The following is a 15,565-nucleotide window of genomic DNA, read 5'->3' as shown; positions in this document are numbered from 1 at the left end:
ATAGGTAATCTCGGGTAATCCGCAGACAGGAATGGGCTTTGGGGCGACCTACGCGGCCAAGCTTTGGAAAAGGCCGCGCCCGTCCGTACCGCCCACGAGATCTTCCACGAAGTTCTCCGGGTGGGGCATCAGCCCGAGGACGTTGAGCTTTTCCGAGTAGATGCCCGCGATGGAGTTGAGCGAGCCATTGCGGTTCGCGTCCACCGTGAGTGCGCCGGAGGCGTCGCAGTAGCGGAACGCCACGCGGCCATCGCCCTCGAGCCGCGCGATGGTGTCGGGATCGGCGAAATAGTTGCCCTCGCCATGCGCCACGCAGACGTCGATCACCTGATCCTTGGCGTAGGCCGTGGTGAAGCGGGTATCGGCCCGCTCGACGCGCAAGAGCTGCCGGTGGCAGATGAAGCGGCGGTCGACGTTGCGCATGAGCACGCCGGGCAGCAGACCCGACTCGCATAGAATCTGGAAACCGTTGCAGATGCCCAGCACGAGGCCGCCGCGCGCCGCGTGTGCCCGCACGGCGTCCATGGCCGCGGCCCGCCCGGCGATGGCGCCGCAGCGCAGATAGTCGCCGTAGGAAAAGCCGCCCGGCAGAACGGCGAGGTCGGTGCCCGCCGGCAGTTCGGTGTCGGCGTGCCAGACCTTGACCACCTCGGCCCCGGCCTGGGTGAGCGCCCGGGCCACGTCCGCATCGCGGTTGGAGCCCGGGAAGACGACGATGGCGGCGCGCATCAGGCGATCTCGATCGCGTAATTCTCGACCACGGTGTTGGCGAGCAGCTTCTCGCACGCGGCCTCGAGGGTGGCTTCGGCCGCCGCGCGGTCGTCGCCCGCGATCTCGACGTCGAAGACCTTGCCCTGGCGCACGCCGTCGACCCCCGAGAGCCCGAACGACGTGAGCGCCGCCTCGATCGCCTTGCCCTGCGGATCGAGCACGCCGGTCTTCAGGGTGACGATGATGCGTGCTTTCATGGGGGCGGACTCGGCTGCGCGTGGCGGGGCGCCCCCGCGATAATCGGGAAACGCCGCCCTGGCAACGCGGACCGGTCCGTCCGCTTCAGCGGCGCGCCGTGGCCGGCGCGGCGCGCAGGGGCTCGATGCTGGTGGCGCGGCGCCAGAGCTGCAGCATCACCCAGGCGGCGAACAGGCTGAACACCGCCATCAGCACGTGGCCGACGGTGTCTCCGAGTTCGAAGATGCCCGCGAGCGCCCAGCCGGCCGCGATGGCGACGGCGAAGACTTCCGTGCCCACCAGCACCATCATGCTGACGATCGTGATGAGGTTGCGCGTGTTCACTGGCGTGGCGTCCCGATTGTCGTTCCGTCACCGCGCGATCCTGTGCGCGGGCGGTCGAGCGAAGTAGCGCGATCGGGCCGGACCGCGCAACTTCGCCCTGCCTCGGCGTCAGCGCGGGGCGCGCTTGGCCAGGATGCGCTGCAGTGTACGGCGGTGCATGTTGAGGCGCCGCGCCGTCTCGGACACGTTGCGGCTGCACAGCTCGTAGACCCGCTGGATGTGCTCCCACCGCACCCGGTCCGCCGACATCGGGTTCTCCGGCGGATCGGCGCGCTCGCCCGGCTGAGCCATGAGGGTGCCGTGGATCTCGTCGGCGTCCGCGGGCTTGGCGAGGTAGTCGAACGCACCGAGCTTCACCGCCGTCACCGCCGTGGCGATGTTGCCGTAGCCCGTGAGGATCACGCCGCGTGCCTCGGGGCGGCGTTCCTTGAGCCGGGCGATGACGTCGAGGCCATTCCCGTCGCCCAGCCGCATGTCGATGACGGCGAAGGCGGGCGCTCGGGCGTCCACCATGGAGACGCCCTCGGCGACGCTCTCCGCGACGTGGACCTCGTAGCCGCGCATCTCCATGGCACGGGCGAGGCGCGTGGAGAACGGCTTGTCGTCATCGACGATGAGAAGGCTGCGGTCCGTGAACGCGGCCAGGGGATCGTTATCGCCCAGTGGAATGATGTCGGCGCCGGGCGCCGTCGTACCGGTCTGCGTCAGCATCCGACGCGTCTCCCATGTTCTCGTAAGTCTTCAGGGGCTTATATAGGCGCTGGAGCGGTTCTGATCAGGGGTTGGCAGCTCTCCATTCTGCGCATGACGGGCGACGGCAATGCCGCGCTCGAACATGTGCCGCGCCCAGGACACGCGCACGACGGCGCCCGTCGCCGTCGGGTCCGGCGCATTGGACAGGGTGAGCTGCGCGCCGGAGCGCTCGATGAGCGTCTTGGCGATGAACAGGCCGAGGCCGAGGCCGGCGCCCGTCGTCTCGCCCGATCGGGCCCGGTCGTTTCCGCGGGTGGTGACGTAGGGCTCGCCCGCCCGGAGCAGAACTTCGCCGGAGAAGCCGGGGCCGTCGTCGCGCATCTCGAGCCAAACCTGCTCGTAGGTCCAGCGGGCCTCGATGATCACGCGGGTCTCGGCGAAATCGACGGCGTTGTCGACGATGTTGGCGAGCCCGAACAGGACGCCCGGATTGCGCCGACACGAGGGTTCGGGTCCCTCCCCCCGGCTCGTGACGTCGAGGATGATGCCCATGGCGCGCTGGGGCGCCACGAGTTCCTCGACGAGGTGGCTCAGGCTCACGGTCTGGAGGAAGCCACCCTCGTCGCCATCGAGGGAGGTGAGCTTCGACAGGATGCCGCGACAGCGATCGACCTGATCGCGCAGGAGGGCGAGATCCTCGCGCACCCCCGGCGAAGCCGTGGGGCTCAGTTGCCGGCTGAGCTCCTTGGTCACCACCATGATGGTGCCGAGGGGCGTGCCGAGTTCGTGTGCCGCCGCCGCCGCCAGACCATCGAGCTGAGACAAATGCTGCTCGCGGGCGAGGACCAGTTCGGTGGCGGCCAGCGCCTGAGCGAGGAGGCGGGTCTCTTCCGCGACCTTCCACGCATAGACTCCGGTGAAGGCGGTGCCGAGGAGGATCGCGGTCCACACCCCGGAAATGTAGAGGAACGGCAGTTCGAGACGCCCATCGGCGAACCACGGCAGCGGCCGGTGGATCAGGGCCAGCAGGGTCGCGAGGCCGATGGCGAGGAGCCCGAGCGCCAGGGTCCGCTCCGGGGGCAGTGCCGTCGCCGAGATGAGGACAGGGGCGAGGAACAGGAGCGAGAACGGATTCTGCAGGCCGCCCGTGAGGAACAGCAGGGCGGCCAACTGAATGATGTCGAAGGCGAGGAGCAGCGCCGCCGAATCGTCGCTGAGGCGGTAGCTCGCCGGAAACCGTATGCGGAGCGCCAGGTTCAGCCAGGATGAGGCGGCGATGACGAGGAAGCACCAGCCGAACGGCAGGGGCAGGCCGAGACCGAACTGCGCCCCGACGACGGCCGCGCTCTGGCCGGTGATCGCGAGCCAGCGCAGACGAACGAAGGTGTCGAGCCGCAGGTGCCGGGCGTCACGCGCGAAGCCGTTGGTGCTCATGTCCATCATGTCACAGGAACGATAGGGCTCGCCGTCCCCGCGTCCATCCCCATCGCGCACAATAGATTCGTCCGCGAAACGTCGGTTTCGTACGGATTTGTCCGCGAGCGCACGCTGGGACGGGGACGAACTCACCGCCCAGCGCCCGTGAGCAAGAAAGCGCCGCAAATGAAAGTCCGAGGACTTGTCGCCGCAGGCTTCGCCCTAAGTCGATGACAGGCTCAGGCCGAACGGCCGGGCTCGATGTGCGTGTGCCCTCAGGGATGGGCCGCCATCATGGAACGAGGGGGAGGCAACCGTGAACCTGTCCTACTACTGGTACGAGACCGCACGCATCATGACGACGCCGGCGCGGGTGGCCGCCGACATGGTCAAGCACAGCCTGCAGAATCCGGCCAATCCCCTCTCCTACGGTCCCTACGCGCGCAGCATGGCGGCGGCCTGCGAGATGTTCGAGCGGATGACCCGGCGCTACGCCAAGCCGGCCTTCGGGTTCACCGGCACCTGGGTCGATGGCTACAGCGTGCCGGTGAGCGAGCGGATTGTCTGGGAGCGCCCGTTCTGCCGGGCCATCACCTTCGACCGGGGCTTCGTGCAGGGGCCGAGCGCGCCGCAGCCGAAGCTCCTCATCGTGGCCCCGATGTCGGGGCATTACGCCACCCTCCTGCGCGGGACCGTGGAGGCGATGCTGCCGGAGCATCAGGTGTTCATCACCGACTGGACCGATGCCCGCATGGTGCCGCTCAGTGCCGGGCGCTTCGATTTGGACACCTACATCGACTATCTCATCGACCTGTTCGCGGAACTCGGTCCGGACCTGCACGTCATGGCCGTGTGCCAGCCGGCGGTACCGGTTCTCGCCGCCATCGCCGTGATGGAAGCGCGCGGGCACGCCACCGTGCCGGCCTCCATGACGCTGATGGGCGGCCCCATCGACACCCGCCGCTCGCCCACCGCCGTGAACTGCCTCGCCCAGGAGCGCGGCACCAAGTGGTTCGAGCGCAACTGCATCACCACCGTTCCGGCGGGCTATCCAGGGGCGTGGCGCAGCGTCTATCCGGGCTTCTTCCAGCTCTCGGGTTTCATGGCGATGAACCTCGACCGCCACGTCAATGCCCATGCGGAGATGTTCGACCACCTCGTCACCGGCGACGGCGATTCGGCCGAGAAGCACCGGGACTTCTACGACGAGTACCTCGCGGTGATGGACCTGACGGCGGAGTTCTACCTCCAAACGGTCAGGACCGTCTTCGTCGATCACGCCCTGCCGAATGGCACGATGGTGCATGCGGGCACGCGCGTCGATCTCGGGGCGATCCGCACCTGCGCCATCCTCGCCATCGAGGGCGAGAACGACGACATCTCCGGCGTCGGGCAGACGCAGGCGGCCCTCGACCTCACGCCCAACCTACCCCCCGAGCGCAAGGCCTATCACCTCCAGCAGGGGGTCGGGCATTACGGGGTGTTCAACGGCTCGCGCTACCGCACGGTGATCGCGCCGCGCATCGCCGAATTCATCCGCGCCATGCAGGCCCGGCCCGCCATCGCGCACGACCCTGCGGCCTGAGCACCCCCAGCAAATCCGTTCGCGCCGATGGCGGCGCGGCGGACACGCCGCTAAGCTCTCACCATGCGGTTAGCTTTGCTGCGCGGGCCGGACCCGGATCACCTCGACGTCGTCCACGAAGGCGAGACGTTTCGCGTCGCCCTGCGTCGGCGGCCGACGGCGCGGCGGCTGACCCTGCGGGTGTCGAGCGCCACCGGCGAGGTGGTGATGACCCTGCCGGCCCGGACCTCCCTGGCGGTGGCACGGAAATTCGCCGTTGGTCACAGCGGATGGATCGCCATGCGGTTGGCGCGGCTCCCGGAGCGCGTTGCCTTCGAGGCCGGCGCGATCCTGCCCCTGCGCGGCGTGCCCCACCGGATCGTGCATCGCGCCAGCACCGGTGGGTTGACGCGAGTGGAGACGACCCCGGACGATCCGGTGATCTCCGTGGCGTGCGAGGTCCCCCATCTCGCCCGGCGGATCGGCGACTTCCTCGAACGCGAGGCGCGCCGCGACCTGACGGCGGCGGTGAAAAGCTACGCGGCTGCCGTCGGCCGGACCCCGACGCGGATCACCGTACGCGACACCCGCAGCCGCTGGGGTTCCTGCACGGCGCAGGGCGCCCTCAATTTCTCGTGGCGGCTGATCCTGGCCCCGCCCGTGGTGCTCGACTACCTCGTCGCCCACGAAATGGCGCACCTTCGGGAGATGAACCACTCACCCCGGTTCTGGAACCTCGTCGGCTCCATCTGCCCCAACGTCGACGAGGCGGAACGCTGGCTCAAGCGCAACGGAGCGACCCTGCACCGCTACGGCTGAGCCGGCGGATTCAGCCCTTGACGCGCAGGACGCGGCGGCGCGCGCCGGGCTCTTCCGGCCAGGTCGGACGGGCATCGACCTCGCCCGGATGAAGCGTGCGCGGCGCGACGTTGTCGCAGACCTCGCGCTGGCGCAGGATCACCGGCTGCCCGAACTCGTCCCTCCGGCGGATGATGCCGCCCTCGTGGCAGAAGCCGGCGAGTTCGGCCGACGAACCACCCTGGCGCCCGCCCGGTGTGCGGGCGATGGGCCGGTGCTCGACGACGAGGGGCCCGTCACGGTTCAGGGAATGCTCGACATAGGTCGTCTCGTCCACGGGAAGCGAGCCGGCACCGGCCGGCGCCATCCCGGCGAGGAGCAGAACGATGGGAAGGGCGCAGGCTCGCATGGCGTTCGTCCGTGTTGAAGCGTGACCGTCAGGATTAAGGCCTGATTGTGTCCGGCGATAGCCCTCGGGGAGACGTCGGTTTCTCGACGGAGGCTTCGGTCGCACCCGTTAAGAAACCGCTAACCCTATGGCCCAACGCGGCGGCCCGCCGCTGGATCGGATCAAGCCGCCACGCCGCGGTGACGGCCCGATCACGTCTGCGTCAGTTCAACAGCAGGCTCGCCGGACGGGATTCGGCCGAGACGGTATCGCCCACGGTCAGCCCCAGGGGACCGAGCCGCACGGGCACTGTCTCGCCGTCGTGGATCGTGCCCGACAGGAGCTGTTCGGCGAGGCGGTCCTGCACCGCCTTCTGGATCACCCGCTTCAGGGGACGCGCCCCGTAGGCCGGGTCGTAGCCCTTGTCGGCGAGCCAGTCGCGCGCCTCGGGCTCCACGTCGATGGTGATCTTGCGCTCGTCGAGGAGCTTCTGGAGCCGGCCGAGCTGGATATCGACGATGGCCCCCATCTCCGATCGCTTGAGGCGATGGAACAGGATGATCTCGTCGATCCGGTTCAGGAATTCCGGCCGGAAGTGCTGGCGCACCACACCCATCACCTCGTCGCGCACCCCATCGGTGTCGTCGCCCTCGGCCTGATTGACGAGATACTCGGAGCCGAGGTTCGAGGTCATGATGAGCAGGGTGTTGCGGAAATCGACCGTGCGCCCCTGCCCGTCCGTCAGGCGCCCGTCGTCGAGGACCTGAAGGAGGACGTTGAACACGTCCGGGTGCGCCTTTTCGACCTCGTCGAACAGCACGACCTGATACGGCCGGCGCCGCACGGCCTCGGTGAGGGCGCCACCCTCCTCGTAGCCGACATAGCCGGGCGGCGCGCCGATGAGGCGGGCCACCGCGTGCTTCTCCATGTATTCCGACATGTCGATGCGCACGAGCGCCGTATCGTCGTCGAACAGGAAGCCGGCCAGCGCCTTGGTCAGCTCGGTCTTGCCGACGCCCGTCGGCCCAAGGAACATGAACGAGCCGATGGGCCGGTTCGGGTCCTGCAGGCCGGCGCGCGCCCGGCGCACGGCGGTGGCCACCGCCTCCACCGCCTCGCGCTGGCCGACGACGCGCTTGGCCAAAGCCGTCTCCATGGCGAGGAGCTTCTCGCGCTCGCCCTCCAGCATCTTGTCCACGGGCACGCCGGTCCAGCGCGAGACCACGCCGGCGATGTGGGCCGGGGTCACCGCCTCCTCGACCATGCCGTCGCGGCTCACGGCGGATTCGGCCGCCGCCTCGATCTCGGCGAGCTGCTTCTCCAGGCCCGGCACCACGCCGTAGGCGAGTTCGCCGGCACGCTGGTACTGGCCCTGGCGTTGGGCGTTGGCGAGTTCGGTGCGCGCCTCGTCGAGCTTCTTCTTGAGGTCGGCCGCGGCGCCGAGCTTGTCCTTCTCGGCTTTCCACCGCGAGGTGATGGCCGACGACTGCTCCTCGAGATCGGCCAACTCCTTCTCCAGCCGCACGAGGCGATCGCGGGAGGCGGAATCGGTCTCCTTCTTCAGGGCTTCACCCTCGATTTTCAGGCGCACGATCTCACGATCGATGTTGTCGAGTTCCTCGGGCTTCGAATCCACCTGCATGCGCAGGCGCGAGCCCGCCTCGTCCATGAGGTCGATGGCCTTGTCGGGCAGGAAGCGGTCGGTGATGTAGCGGTTCGACAGGGTCGCGGCGGCCACCAGTGCAGCATCCTGGATGCGCACGCCGTGGTGCTGCTCGTACTTCTCCTTGATCCCGCGCAGGATCGAGACCGTGTCCTCGACGGTGGGCTCGGACACGAAGACGGGCTGGAAGCGCCGGGCGAGGGCCGCGTCCTTTTCGACGTGCTTGCGGTACTCGTCGAGGGTGGTCGCGCCAACGCAGTGCAGTTCGCCGCGCGCCAGCGCGGGCTTCAGGAGGTTCGAGGCGTCCATGGCCCCGTCGGCTTTTCCGGCGCCCACGAGGGTGTGCATCTCGTCGATGAACAGGATGATGCCGCCGTTCGCCGCCGTCACCTCGGAGAGCACGCCCTTCAGGCGCTCCTCGAACTCGCCACGATACTTGGCGCCGGCAATCAGCGAGCCCATGTCGAGGGCGAGCAGGCTCTTGTCCTTCAGGCTCTCGGGCACGTCGCCGTCGACGATGCGCAGGGCCAGCCCCTCGACGATGGCGGTCTTGCCGACACCGGGCTCGCCGATGAGGACAGGGTTGTTCTTGGTGCGCCGGGACAGGACCTGGATGGTGCGGCGGATCTCCTCGTCGCGGCCGATCACCGGGTCGAGCTTGCCCTCGCGCGCCGCTTCCGTGAGGTCGCGGGCGTATTTCTTCAGGGCGTCGTAGGCGTTCTCCGCCGTGGCGTTGTCGGCGGTGCGGCCCTTGCGGAGCGCATTGATGGCGCCGTTGAGCGAGGCCGGCGTCACGCCTGCGGCGGCGAGTGCCTTGCCGGCCTCGGTGTCCTTCTCGACGGCGAGCGCAAGCAGCAGGCGTTCGACGGTGACGTAGGAATCGCCGGCCTTCTCGGCCGCCTTCTCGGCGGTGTCGAACAGGCGCACGAGTTCGCGCGTCGCCTGGGGCTGGGACGCGTTGCCCGACACCTTGGGCTGCTTGGCGAGCCAGGTCTCCACCTGCGCCAGGGCGACGCGGGACTGACCGCCGGCGCGGTCGATGAGACCGGCGCACAGACCCTCGGGGTCGTCGAGCAGCACCTTCAGGAGGTGGCCCGGCTGCAACTGCGGATGGCCCTCGCGCATGGCGAGGGTCTGCGCCGACTGGACGAAGCCGCGCGCGCGTTCGGTGTAGATCTCGAAATTCATGCCTGTCCAACCTCTCCGTGTCGGTCCGATCCCGCCCGCATAACGCGGCACGGCCCTGCCGAGACGTCGTTCCCCGGCTGGTGCCGCGAGAACCCCGGCGCCCTCGTGGCCGCCGGTAACCCGGATGTGGTGTTGTAATTTCGCACCACAAGGGGTCCGACGATGGATGCCGACGGACGCGTCAGGCGATCGCTTGCACACCCCGCGATCCCGGGGCCATGCTCCACCGATGACAACCGATCTGCGCCTCGACGCCCTCCACCGCTATCCCGTGAAAGGCCTCTCACCCGAAAGGCTCGACAGCGCGGATCTGGACGTGGGCCGATACTTTCCCGGCGACCGCCTGTTCGCCGTCGAGAACGGCCCGTCCGGCTTCGATCCGATGGTCCCGGTGCACCAGCCGAAGATCAAATTCCTCATGCTGATGCGGCACGAGGCCCTGGCCCGCCTCGATGCGCGCTACGATGCCTGCGCGAACAGCCTGACGATCCGGAACGGGGGCGAGATCGCCGCGCGGGGCGACCTCGGCACGGCGGAGGGACGCGCCGCCATCGAGGATTTTCTCGCGGGCTACCTGCCCAAGGCCCTGCGCGGACCGCCCAAGGTGCTCACCGCACCCGAAGGCTTCCGTTTCACCGATTCTCCGCGCGGCTTCGTCTCGCTCCTGAATCTCGCCAGCGTGGCGGCCATCGAAACCATGACGGGCTTCGCCGTCGATCCCTTACGGTTTCGCGCCAACCTCCACCTCTCCGGATTGGCGCCGTGGGCCGAACTCGACCTCGTCGGGCGTACCCTCGCCACGCCGGGCGGCGTCACCCTGCGCATTCTGAAACGCACCGAGCGGTGTGCGGCGACCAATGTCGATCCGGTCACGGGGATTCGCGACCTCGCGATCCCCCACGCCCTGTCGCGCCACCTCGGCCACACGGATTGCGGGGTCTATGCCGAGGTGGTGGAGGGAGGCACCCTTCACATCGGCGATCGCCTCGCGGTCGAGGCGGCATACGCGTGAGCGCGGGCCGTCCCCCATCGATCCGTCGGCTCAGATCGGGTCGCGCCGCACCAGAACCACGGCGGCGGCGTAGCCGGCACGCCTGAGATGGCGCAGATCGGCGTGGCGCCGCTCGCAGGTGACCTTGAGGTAGCGGTCATCCCCGCCGGGAAGGCCGGCGGAGGCGGCAACCGCCTGCCCGTGCATCATGCACTCCATCGGCGTGCGGGCGGGGGAGACGATGACGTCGAGGGCGGTCGCCCGCGAGCAGTTCTGGGCCAGCATCGTCGAGGCGCAGACGAGGGCGACGGACAGCAATTCGGACATGACGGACCCCTTGTTCGAAATGGCGAAGAAGGTCCGCGGGTTGGCTCTGGCGTCCGAGCGGCCGCGTGATCGTTGTCTGAAGCGTTCCCCGGGAGCGTGACTGACGTGTTCTTGATTTTAGATGCAGGTCGTCCTGGTCAAGCACGCTGTATGCCAGGACGAGATTTCAGAACTGCGTCGCGCGGGCATGTGACGCGCGCGCCACGCTCAGTTGCGGCTTGTCAGCCAGAGCGGCTCGGGCTCGGCGCGCGGCAGGAGGGCCGCCACGGCGTCGAGATCGACGATGTAATGCTCGGTGAGCCGTCGCCAGATCTCGGCCGTCGAGGCCGCCTCGGTGCCGATCCGGTGCAGGGCGCTGGCGAGCAGGCTGGGATTGGTGAGAGTCGGGCGAGTGATGACGGGATCGGTGTTCGGCATCGGCTTAGTCCCTGAGCGGCAGGACACAGGATTGCGGATTAGGGTTAATCGATTCTTAAAGGCATGCTGCAGGCGCACGAAAATCAGTTCTCGCAAATCATCATGCGCCGAGGCCGGCTGGTCCGCGTCGCTTTCCGGGGTTCATGGCTGTCCAGAGGACGGGGCCGCCCCTTCCATGGGATGCGGATCGGAACCTCGGGGCGGCGGCACGCGTCTCACAAGCCGCATCCCGCGACGCCGCGACGGCTACGCTCCCCCGAAGGACATCATGGACACGACGCCGCTTCCCGCTTCCGCCTTCAAGGCGCCCGCCATCCTGCTGTCCGGTCCGGTGGATCAGGCGATGTACAAGGATTTCCGCAGCCAGTTCGACGCCGCCTCGGACCGAGATTTCGTCGTCGTCGAACTTTCGACCCTCGGGGGCGATCCCGAGGTGGCGCGGATGATGGGCGAGGATATCCGCTTCGCCAGTGACCTCGATCCGCAGCGGCGCATCGTCTTTCTCGGCAAGGCGGCGATCTACTCGGCCGGCACCACCTTCATGAGCTTCTTCGCCCGCTCGAACCGCTACCTGACGCGCGGCACGCGCTTGATGATCCACGAGCGCAAGATCTCCAAGAAGCTCAACATCGAAGGTCCGCTGACCACCTGCATCGCCACGGTGAAAGCAGCACTTCACGAACTCGAATGCTCCATCGAGATCCAGAACGAGGGCTTTGCCAATCTGGTGATCGGATCGACGGTGAACCTCGACGAGGTTCTCGCCCGCGCGCCGTCGAACTGGTACCTCGAGGCCGAGGAAGCCCGCCGCCTGGGGCTGATCGAGGCCGTGATCTGACGCCTTCGCCCGGCCCCGCGCGTTCGGACGTGAAGAACGGGCGGGCGTAAAAATTGCCGCCGGATGCTTCGCAGGGTCGCATGCCTGCGGTAGAAGCCGGCGCCGCGCACGACCGCCCGGCACGCATCGAGGAACGAGCCCCACGATGAAAGATCCGTTGCCCAACGTGCACGTGCGTGCCGAAGTGCTGGTCCAGGCCCTGCCGCACATGCAGCGCTACGATCAGGAAATCGTGGTGATCAAGTATGGCGGCCACGCCATGGGCGATCGCGCCGCGGCGGAGGATTTCGCCGAGGACATCGTGCTGCTCGAGCAGTCCGGCCTCAAGCCCATCGTGGTCCATGGCGGCGGCCCGCAGATCGGCCGCATGCTTGGGCGCCTCGGCATCGAGTCCGAGTTCCAGGGCGGCCTGCGCGTAACCGACGAGGCCACCGTCGAGGTGGTCGAGATGGTGCTGGCCGGCTCCATCAACAAGCAGATCGTCGGCTGGATCTCGGCCGAGGGCGGGCGGGCCATCGGCCTGTGCGGCAAGGACGGCAACATGGTGCGGGCCAAGAAGGCCACGCGCACCATCATCGACCCCGAGAGCCAGACCGAGCAGGAGGTCGATCTCGGCCTCGTGGGCGAGCCGGACCACGTCGAGCGCGGCGTCCTCGACGCGGTGCTCAAGGCCGAACTCATCCCGGTGCTGGCCCCCGTGGCCTTCGGAGCCGACGGCCAGACCTACAACGTCAATGCCGACACCTTCGCGGGCGCCATCGCGGGGGCCCTGCGGGCCAAGCGCCTGCTGCTGCTGACGGACGTGCCGGGGGTGCTCGACAAGGACAAGAAACTGATCCCCGAACTCACCCTGGAGGATTGCCGGCGGCTCATCGCCGACGGCACCATCACGGGCGGCATGATCCCGAAGGTCGAGACCTGCATCTACGCCCTGGAGCAGGGCGTCGAGGCGGTGGTCATCCTCGACGGCAAGGTCAGCCACGCGGTGCTGCTGGAGCTGTTCACCGATTACGGTGCCGGCACCCTGATCCGCAGGACCTGACCAGCGTAGCCCGCCCGCCCGCCCGCGACGGCGGGGCGGGTCACGGGGGCGCCGTCGCGGGGCTCGTACGGAACGCCACCAGGGCCATGTCGTCGCGACGCGCCTCACCGGCGCGGTAGCGGGTCAAGGCCTGTTCCAGGGCCGCCATCTGCGCGGAGAGCGGCATATCGCGGTGTGCGCCGAGGATGTCGGCGACACCGCGATGGCCGAGAAGCTGCCGCTTCGGTCCGCCCATCTGGTCGGTGATGCCGTCGGTCATCAGGTAGAACGTCGTCCCGCGAGAGACCGGAACGACGGTCTCGGTCACGGCGAACACCTCGCCCGGCCGCTGGGGATAGCCAAGACCGCGCTTGGCCCCCCGGATGCGGGTCGCGATCCCGTCGGTGATGCAGGTGAGGGCCAGGCCGGCGCCCGCGAAGTGCAGTTCGGCCGTCTCCCGGTTCCATATGCAGACGCCGCAATCGAGGCCGTCGTCGGATTCCGCCCCGCGGCCGTCCTGACGCAGCTGCACCCGGACCATGGCGTCGAGGACGCGCAGGATCTCGACGGGGTCGCGCAGGCGCCGCTCGTGCAGGATCCGGTCGAGGGCGGTGGCGACGATGAGGGTCAGGAACGCGCCCGGCACGCCGTGCCCGGTGCAATCGGCCACGACCACGATGCCGAGGCCGTCGACCTCCTCGAGCCAGAAGTAATCGCCGCCGACGACATGGAGCGGCTCCCACAGGACACCGACCTCCAGGCCGGTGCCGGCGAGGGCCGCGCGGTCCGGCAGGACCGAGCTCTGGATGCGGCGGGCGTAACCGATACTCTCCATGACGAGGCCGTTGGCCTCGGCGAGCTTGGCGTGGGCGGTCTCGAGCTCCTTCAGGAGCTGCTTGGCCTCGTCGCCCGTGCGCAGGCCCTCGACCATGCGGTTGAACGCCTGGGAGATCACGTCGATCTCGTTGCTGGCGCGAAAGCGCACGCCGGTCTCGACGGTGACCCAGCTCTTGTGCTCGACCTCGCGCATGGCCACGAGCAGGCGCTTGAGGGGGGCGAGCACGTGCCTGCGCACGTTGGCATGGAGGGTCACGACGAAAGCCAGCATCAGGATGATGCTGGTGACGAGGGCCAGCAGCGCCTGCTTCTCAGCGTTGCCCCGCAGGGCCTCGGCGGAGATGGCCAGGGTGAGGTGTCCGACGGGCTTGGCCTCCGGCGCGGCGACGAGATCGGCCTGCGCGATGACGAGGTCCCAGGCCCGGCCGCGCGGCATGTCGCCGAGTGTCGTGACCACGGTTCCCGACGCGTCGCGGAGGATCACCGCTCGGAAGGTCGGATCAAGGGCGAGCGCCTGGACCTGGTGGCGGTAGATCTCGGGCTGGGCGCTCCAGTCCGGCCGCGCCACGGCGCTGGCGGTGAGGGCGGCAAGGAGATTCGCCCGCTCGGTGTAGAGCCGGATCTGGTCGCTGTAGTTCACCCAGGCGATGCCGATCTGGGTGACCAGAACCACGATGGCGATGACGGGATAGATCCGCAGGAACAGGGTGTGGGCGAGGCTGTCGAGATCGCGGCCCCGAGCCGAGCCGCGCAGGGAGCCGGGCCGCATCGTCGCGCCGTCGACGTTTCCGGCCCGCGGAACATCGGCGAAGCCGGCGGCATCGAGAAAATCGCTGCTCCGGCGCGGCCCCGCCCCCCGCAAGGAGCCGCCGCGCCGTACCGGAGGGCCATCGACAGTCGGCGTGACTTCGGGGGTCACGGCGAACCCTCGCCGGGGGCGCTTCGGACACGGTCGCGCCCGTCATCCTTGGCCGTGTAGAGCGCCGCATCCGCGCGCTGCATGGCGCTTTCCAGGGATTCGCCCTGCCGCGCCTGCGACACCCCGATGCTGACCGACATGGTTACGGTTCCGCCCTGCGCCTCCACCGGTGCCGACGCCACGGCGTCCCGCAGGCGCTCGGCGACCTCCAGGGCGTGTCCGAGGCCGGTCTCCGGCAGCAGGACGGCGAACTCCTCGCCGCCCGTGCGCCCGATGATGTCGCGCGGGCGCAGGTTCGCCCGGCAGGCCGCCACGCTCGCAACGAGAGCGGCGTCGCCCACGGCATGGCCGAAGCTGTCGTTGACGAGCTTGAACCGGTCGAGGTCGAGCATCAGCACGCAGATCGGTGCGGTCCCCTCCTGATGCCGCGCCCACTCGCGGGCGCTGATCTCCATGAACCGGCGCCGGGCCAGGGCGCCGGTCAGGCTGTCGGTGTCGGCGAGCCGGCGCAACTCGGCCTCGAGGCGCGTCCGATGCTCGATCTCCTTCGACAGGGCCTCGTTGAGGGCCTGAAGATCGCGGCGCTGCTCGGCGAGGCAATGGTTGGCCTTCTGCAGATCGAGCTGCATCCGGTCGCTCATGCGGACGAGCCGGCGTTGCTCGCGGTAGCCGCGGCGGTAGGCGTCGGCCAGGGCGTTGACGCCGGCGGCGGCATTCGAGAGCCCCGCCAGCATGGTCTCGGCCTGGAGGATCACCGCCTCCTCGGCATCGTAGAGGCTGAAGGCGTCCGCAGCCGGTTCGGCCTCGGATTTGGCCACCGCTTTCATACGGGCTCCTCCACCATCTCGAAGCGGGCGTGGGAGAAGTCGGCGGCGAAGTCCTCGCCGGCCTCCGCGATGGTCTCGTCGCCATCGGCGTAGAACCAGCGGATCGTCACCCGACGGCCCTCGGCGGCGGCGTCCTCCAGGGGCATGAACAGGTTCATGAGCGCCTTGGCGCTGGAGGAATTGAAGTAGGCCAGACCAACCTCGAACACGATGGGATCGGTGGTGACCGTGGCGAGGTACCCTTTGAGAGCCTGCAGCAGGGGCCCGTAGAAGGCGGCGGCATCCTCGGGGTAGGATTCGCCGCGCAGGGCGAGGCGGCCACCATCGAAATCGAAATCGACGCGCGGCGACCGGTCGGTGGCGGGAAGGCTGATGGTGTCCATCG

Annotated in this window: 17 protein-coding genes; 5 read left to right on the top strand and 12 right to left on the bottom strand. The window is 68.8% G+C overall.

Annotated features, from left to right (window positions below; all coding sequences use genetic code 11):
• Positions 1-48 precede the first annotated feature (48 nt).
• The 5 genes from purQ to MKK49_RS22970 all read right to left on the bottom strand — a co-directional run bounded on the left by purQ (position 49) and on the right by MKK49_RS22970 (position 3,429).
• A complete protein-coding gene (gene purQ, locus MKK49_RS22990; protein WP_244032270.1) occupies positions 49-729 on the bottom strand; it encodes a phosphoribosylformylglycinamidine synthase subunit PurQ in 681 nt (226 codons plus the stop codon).
• Positions 729-968 (bottom strand): phosphoribosylformylglycinamidine synthase subunit PurS, encoded by a 240-nt coding sequence (gene purS / locus MKK49_RS22985; RefSeq protein WP_244032269.1) that lies wholly within the window; start codon positions 966-968, stop codon positions 729-731. Before purS ends, purQ begins: the two co-directional genes overlap by 1 nt.
• A gap of 85 nt (positions 969-1,053) precedes the next feature.
• The gene (locus MKK49_RS22980) at positions 1,054-1,293 is read right to left on the bottom strand and encodes a hypothetical protein (RefSeq protein WP_244032268.1); all 240 of its coding nucleotides are present in this window, start codon (positions 1,291-1,293) and stop codon (positions 1,054-1,056) included.
• Between the two features lie 108 nt (positions 1,294-1,401).
• Positions 1,402-2,004, bottom strand: a complete 603-nt coding sequence (locus MKK49_RS22975) for an ActR/PrrA/RegA family redox response regulator transcription factor (protein WP_244032266.1) — start codon at positions 2,002-2,004, stop codon at positions 1,402-1,404.
• Between the two features lie 30 nt (positions 2,005-2,034).
• Positions 2,035-3,429, bottom strand: coding sequence for an ActS/PrrB/RegB family redox-sensitive histidine kinase (locus tag MKK49_RS22970; protein WP_244032264.1), 1,395 nt, complete (start codon positions 3,427-3,429; stop codon positions 2,035-2,037).
• A 289-nt stretch (positions 3,430-3,718) separates the two neighbouring features.
• Here MKK49_RS22970 and MKK49_RS22965 point away from each other — a divergent pair, with 289 nt between their 5' ends.
• Complete coding sequence (locus MKK49_RS22965; protein WP_313899200.1) at positions 3,719-4,987, top strand: polyhydroxyalkanoate depolymerase; 1,269 nt, start codon at positions 3,719-3,721, stop codon at positions 4,985-4,987.
• A gap of 63 nt (positions 4,988-5,050) precedes the next feature.
• A complete protein-coding gene (locus MKK49_RS22960) occupies positions 5,051-5,785 on the top strand; it encodes a M48 family metallopeptidase (protein WP_244032262.1) in 735 nt (244 codons plus the stop codon).
• 10 nt (positions 5,786-5,795) lie between these two features.
• Here the strand turns inward: MKK49_RS22960 and MKK49_RS22955 are convergent, their stop codons facing one another.
• Together MKK49_RS22955 and clpB are read right to left on the bottom strand one after the other, a co-directional pair.
• Positions 5,796-6,173 (bottom strand): hypothetical protein, encoded by a 378-nt coding sequence (locus tag MKK49_RS22955; RefSeq protein ID WP_244032261.1) that lies wholly within the window; start codon positions 6,171-6,173, stop codon positions 5,796-5,798.
• A 202-nt stretch (positions 6,174-6,375) separates the two neighbouring features.
• Positions 6,376-9,003, bottom strand: coding sequence for an ATP-dependent chaperone ClpB (gene clpB / locus MKK49_RS22950; protein ID WP_244032260.1), 2,628 nt, complete (start codon positions 9,001-9,003; stop codon positions 6,376-6,378).
• A 229-nt stretch (positions 9,004-9,232) separates the two neighbouring features.
• On the opposite strand from clpB, the gene MKK49_RS22945 reads away from it, so the two are divergent.
• Positions 9,233-10,015, top strand: coding sequence for an MOSC domain-containing protein (locus MKK49_RS22945; RefSeq protein ID WP_244032259.1), 783 nt, complete (start codon positions 9,233-9,235; stop codon positions 10,013-10,015).
• A 30-nt stretch (positions 10,016-10,045) separates the two neighbouring features.
• Here the strand turns inward: MKK49_RS22945 and MKK49_RS22940 are convergent, their stop codons facing one another.
• Entirely contained in the window at positions 10,046-10,321 is a 276-nt protein-coding gene (locus tag MKK49_RS22940) for a hypothetical protein (RefSeq protein ID WP_244032258.1), read from the bottom strand.
• 207 nt (positions 10,322-10,528) lie between these two features.
• Complete coding sequence (locus MKK49_RS22935) at positions 10,529-10,738, bottom strand: hypothetical protein (protein WP_244032257.1); 210 nt, start codon at positions 10,736-10,738, stop codon at positions 10,529-10,531.
• 268 nt (positions 10,739-11,006) lie between these two features.
• Here MKK49_RS22935 and MKK49_RS22930 point away from each other — a divergent pair, with 268 nt between their 5' ends.
• Positions 11,007-11,576 (top strand): peptidase S14, encoded by a 570-nt coding sequence (locus MKK49_RS22930; protein ID WP_244032256.1) that lies wholly within the window; start codon positions 11,007-11,009, stop codon positions 11,574-11,576.
• A 145-nt stretch (positions 11,577-11,721) separates the two neighbouring features.
• The gene (argB, locus tag MKK49_RS22925) at positions 11,722-12,618 is read left to right on the top strand and encodes an acetylglutamate kinase (protein WP_244032255.1); all 897 of its coding nucleotides are present in this window, start codon (positions 11,722-11,724) and stop codon (positions 12,616-12,618) included.
• Positions 12,619-12,658: 40 nt separating this feature from the next.
• Here the strand turns inward: argB and MKK49_RS22920 are convergent, their stop codons facing one another.
• The 3 genes from MKK49_RS22920 to MKK49_RS22910 are packed head-to-tail and all read right to left on the bottom strand — an operon-like array spanning position 12,659 to position 15,563.
• Entirely contained in the window at positions 12,659-14,353 is a 1,695-nt protein-coding gene (locus MKK49_RS22920) for a SpoIIE family protein phosphatase (protein WP_244032254.1), read from the bottom strand.
• A complete protein-coding gene (locus MKK49_RS22915; protein ID WP_244032253.1) occupies positions 14,350-15,180 on the bottom strand; it encodes a GGDEF domain-containing protein in 831 nt (276 codons plus the stop codon). Before MKK49_RS22915 ends, MKK49_RS22920 begins: the two co-directional genes overlap by 4 nt.
• Positions 15,177-15,563, bottom strand: a complete 387-nt coding sequence (locus tag MKK49_RS22910) for a DUF1987 domain-containing protein (RefSeq protein ID WP_244032252.1) — start codon at positions 15,561-15,563, stop codon at positions 15,177-15,179. Before MKK49_RS22910 ends, MKK49_RS22915 begins: the two co-directional genes overlap by 4 nt.
• Between the last annotated feature and the right edge of the window lie 2 nt (positions 15,564-15,565).

Source organism: Methylobacterium sp. J-090, from assembly GCF_022829345.1.
Lineage (GTDB): Bacteria > Pseudomonadota > Alphaproteobacteria > Rhizobiales > Beijerinckiaceae > Methylobacterium.
Note: the sequence above shows the minus strand (reverse complement) of the source record. Positions and strands in the feature narration are given on the sequence as shown.

Excerpts from the sequence above, each read along its gene's own strand:
- purQ (WP_244032270.1), bottom strand. The coding sequence starts at position 729 with ATGCGCGCCGCCATCGTCGTCTTCCCGGGCTCCAACCGCGATGCGGAC.
- purS (WP_244032269.1), bottom strand. The coding sequence starts at position 968 with ATGAAAGCACGCATCATCGTCACCCTGAAGACCGGCGTGCTCGATCCG.
- MKK49_RS22975 (WP_244032266.1), bottom strand. The coding sequence starts at position 2,004 with ATGCTGACGCAGACCGGTACGACGGCGCCCGGCGCCGACATCATTCCA.
- MKK49_RS22970 (WP_244032264.1), bottom strand. The coding sequence starts at position 3,429 with ATGATGGACATGAGCACCAACGGCTTCGCGCGTGACGCCCGGCACCTG.
- MKK49_RS22960 (WP_244032262.1), top strand. The coding sequence starts at position 5,051 with ATGCGGTTAGCTTTGCTGCGCGGGCCGGACCCGGATCACCTCGACGTC.
- MKK49_RS22955 (WP_244032261.1), bottom strand. The coding sequence starts at position 6,173 with ATGCGAGCCTGCGCCCTTCCCATCGTTCTGCTCCTCGCCGGGATGGCG.
- clpB (WP_244032260.1), bottom strand. The coding sequence starts at position 9,003 with ATGAATTTCGAGATCTACACCGAACGCGCGCGCGGCTTCGTCCAGTCG.
- MKK49_RS22945 (WP_244032259.1), top strand. The coding sequence starts at position 9,233 with ATGACAACCGATCTGCGCCTCGACGCCCTCCACCGCTATCCCGTGAAA.
- MKK49_RS22940 (WP_244032258.1), bottom strand. The coding sequence starts at position 10,321 with ATGTCCGAATTGCTGTCCGTCGCCCTCGTCTGCGCCTCGACGATGCTG.
- MKK49_RS22935 (WP_244032257.1), bottom strand. The coding sequence starts at position 10,738 with ATGCCGAACACCGATCCCGTCATCACTCGCCCGACTCTCACCAATCCC.
- MKK49_RS22930 (WP_244032256.1), top strand. The coding sequence starts at position 11,007 with ATGGACACGACGCCGCTTCCCGCTTCCGCCTTCAAGGCGCCCGCCATC.
- argB (WP_244032255.1), top strand. The coding sequence starts at position 11,722 with ATGAAAGATCCGTTGCCCAACGTGCACGTGCGTGCCGAAGTGCTGGTC.
- MKK49_RS22915 (WP_244032253.1), bottom strand. The coding sequence starts at position 15,180 with ATGAAAGCGGTGGCCAAATCCGAGGCCGAACCGGCTGCGGACGCCTTC.
- MKK49_RS22910 (WP_244032252.1), bottom strand. The coding sequence starts at position 15,563 with ATGGACACCATCAGCCTTCCCGCCACCGACCGGTCGCCGCGCGTCGAT.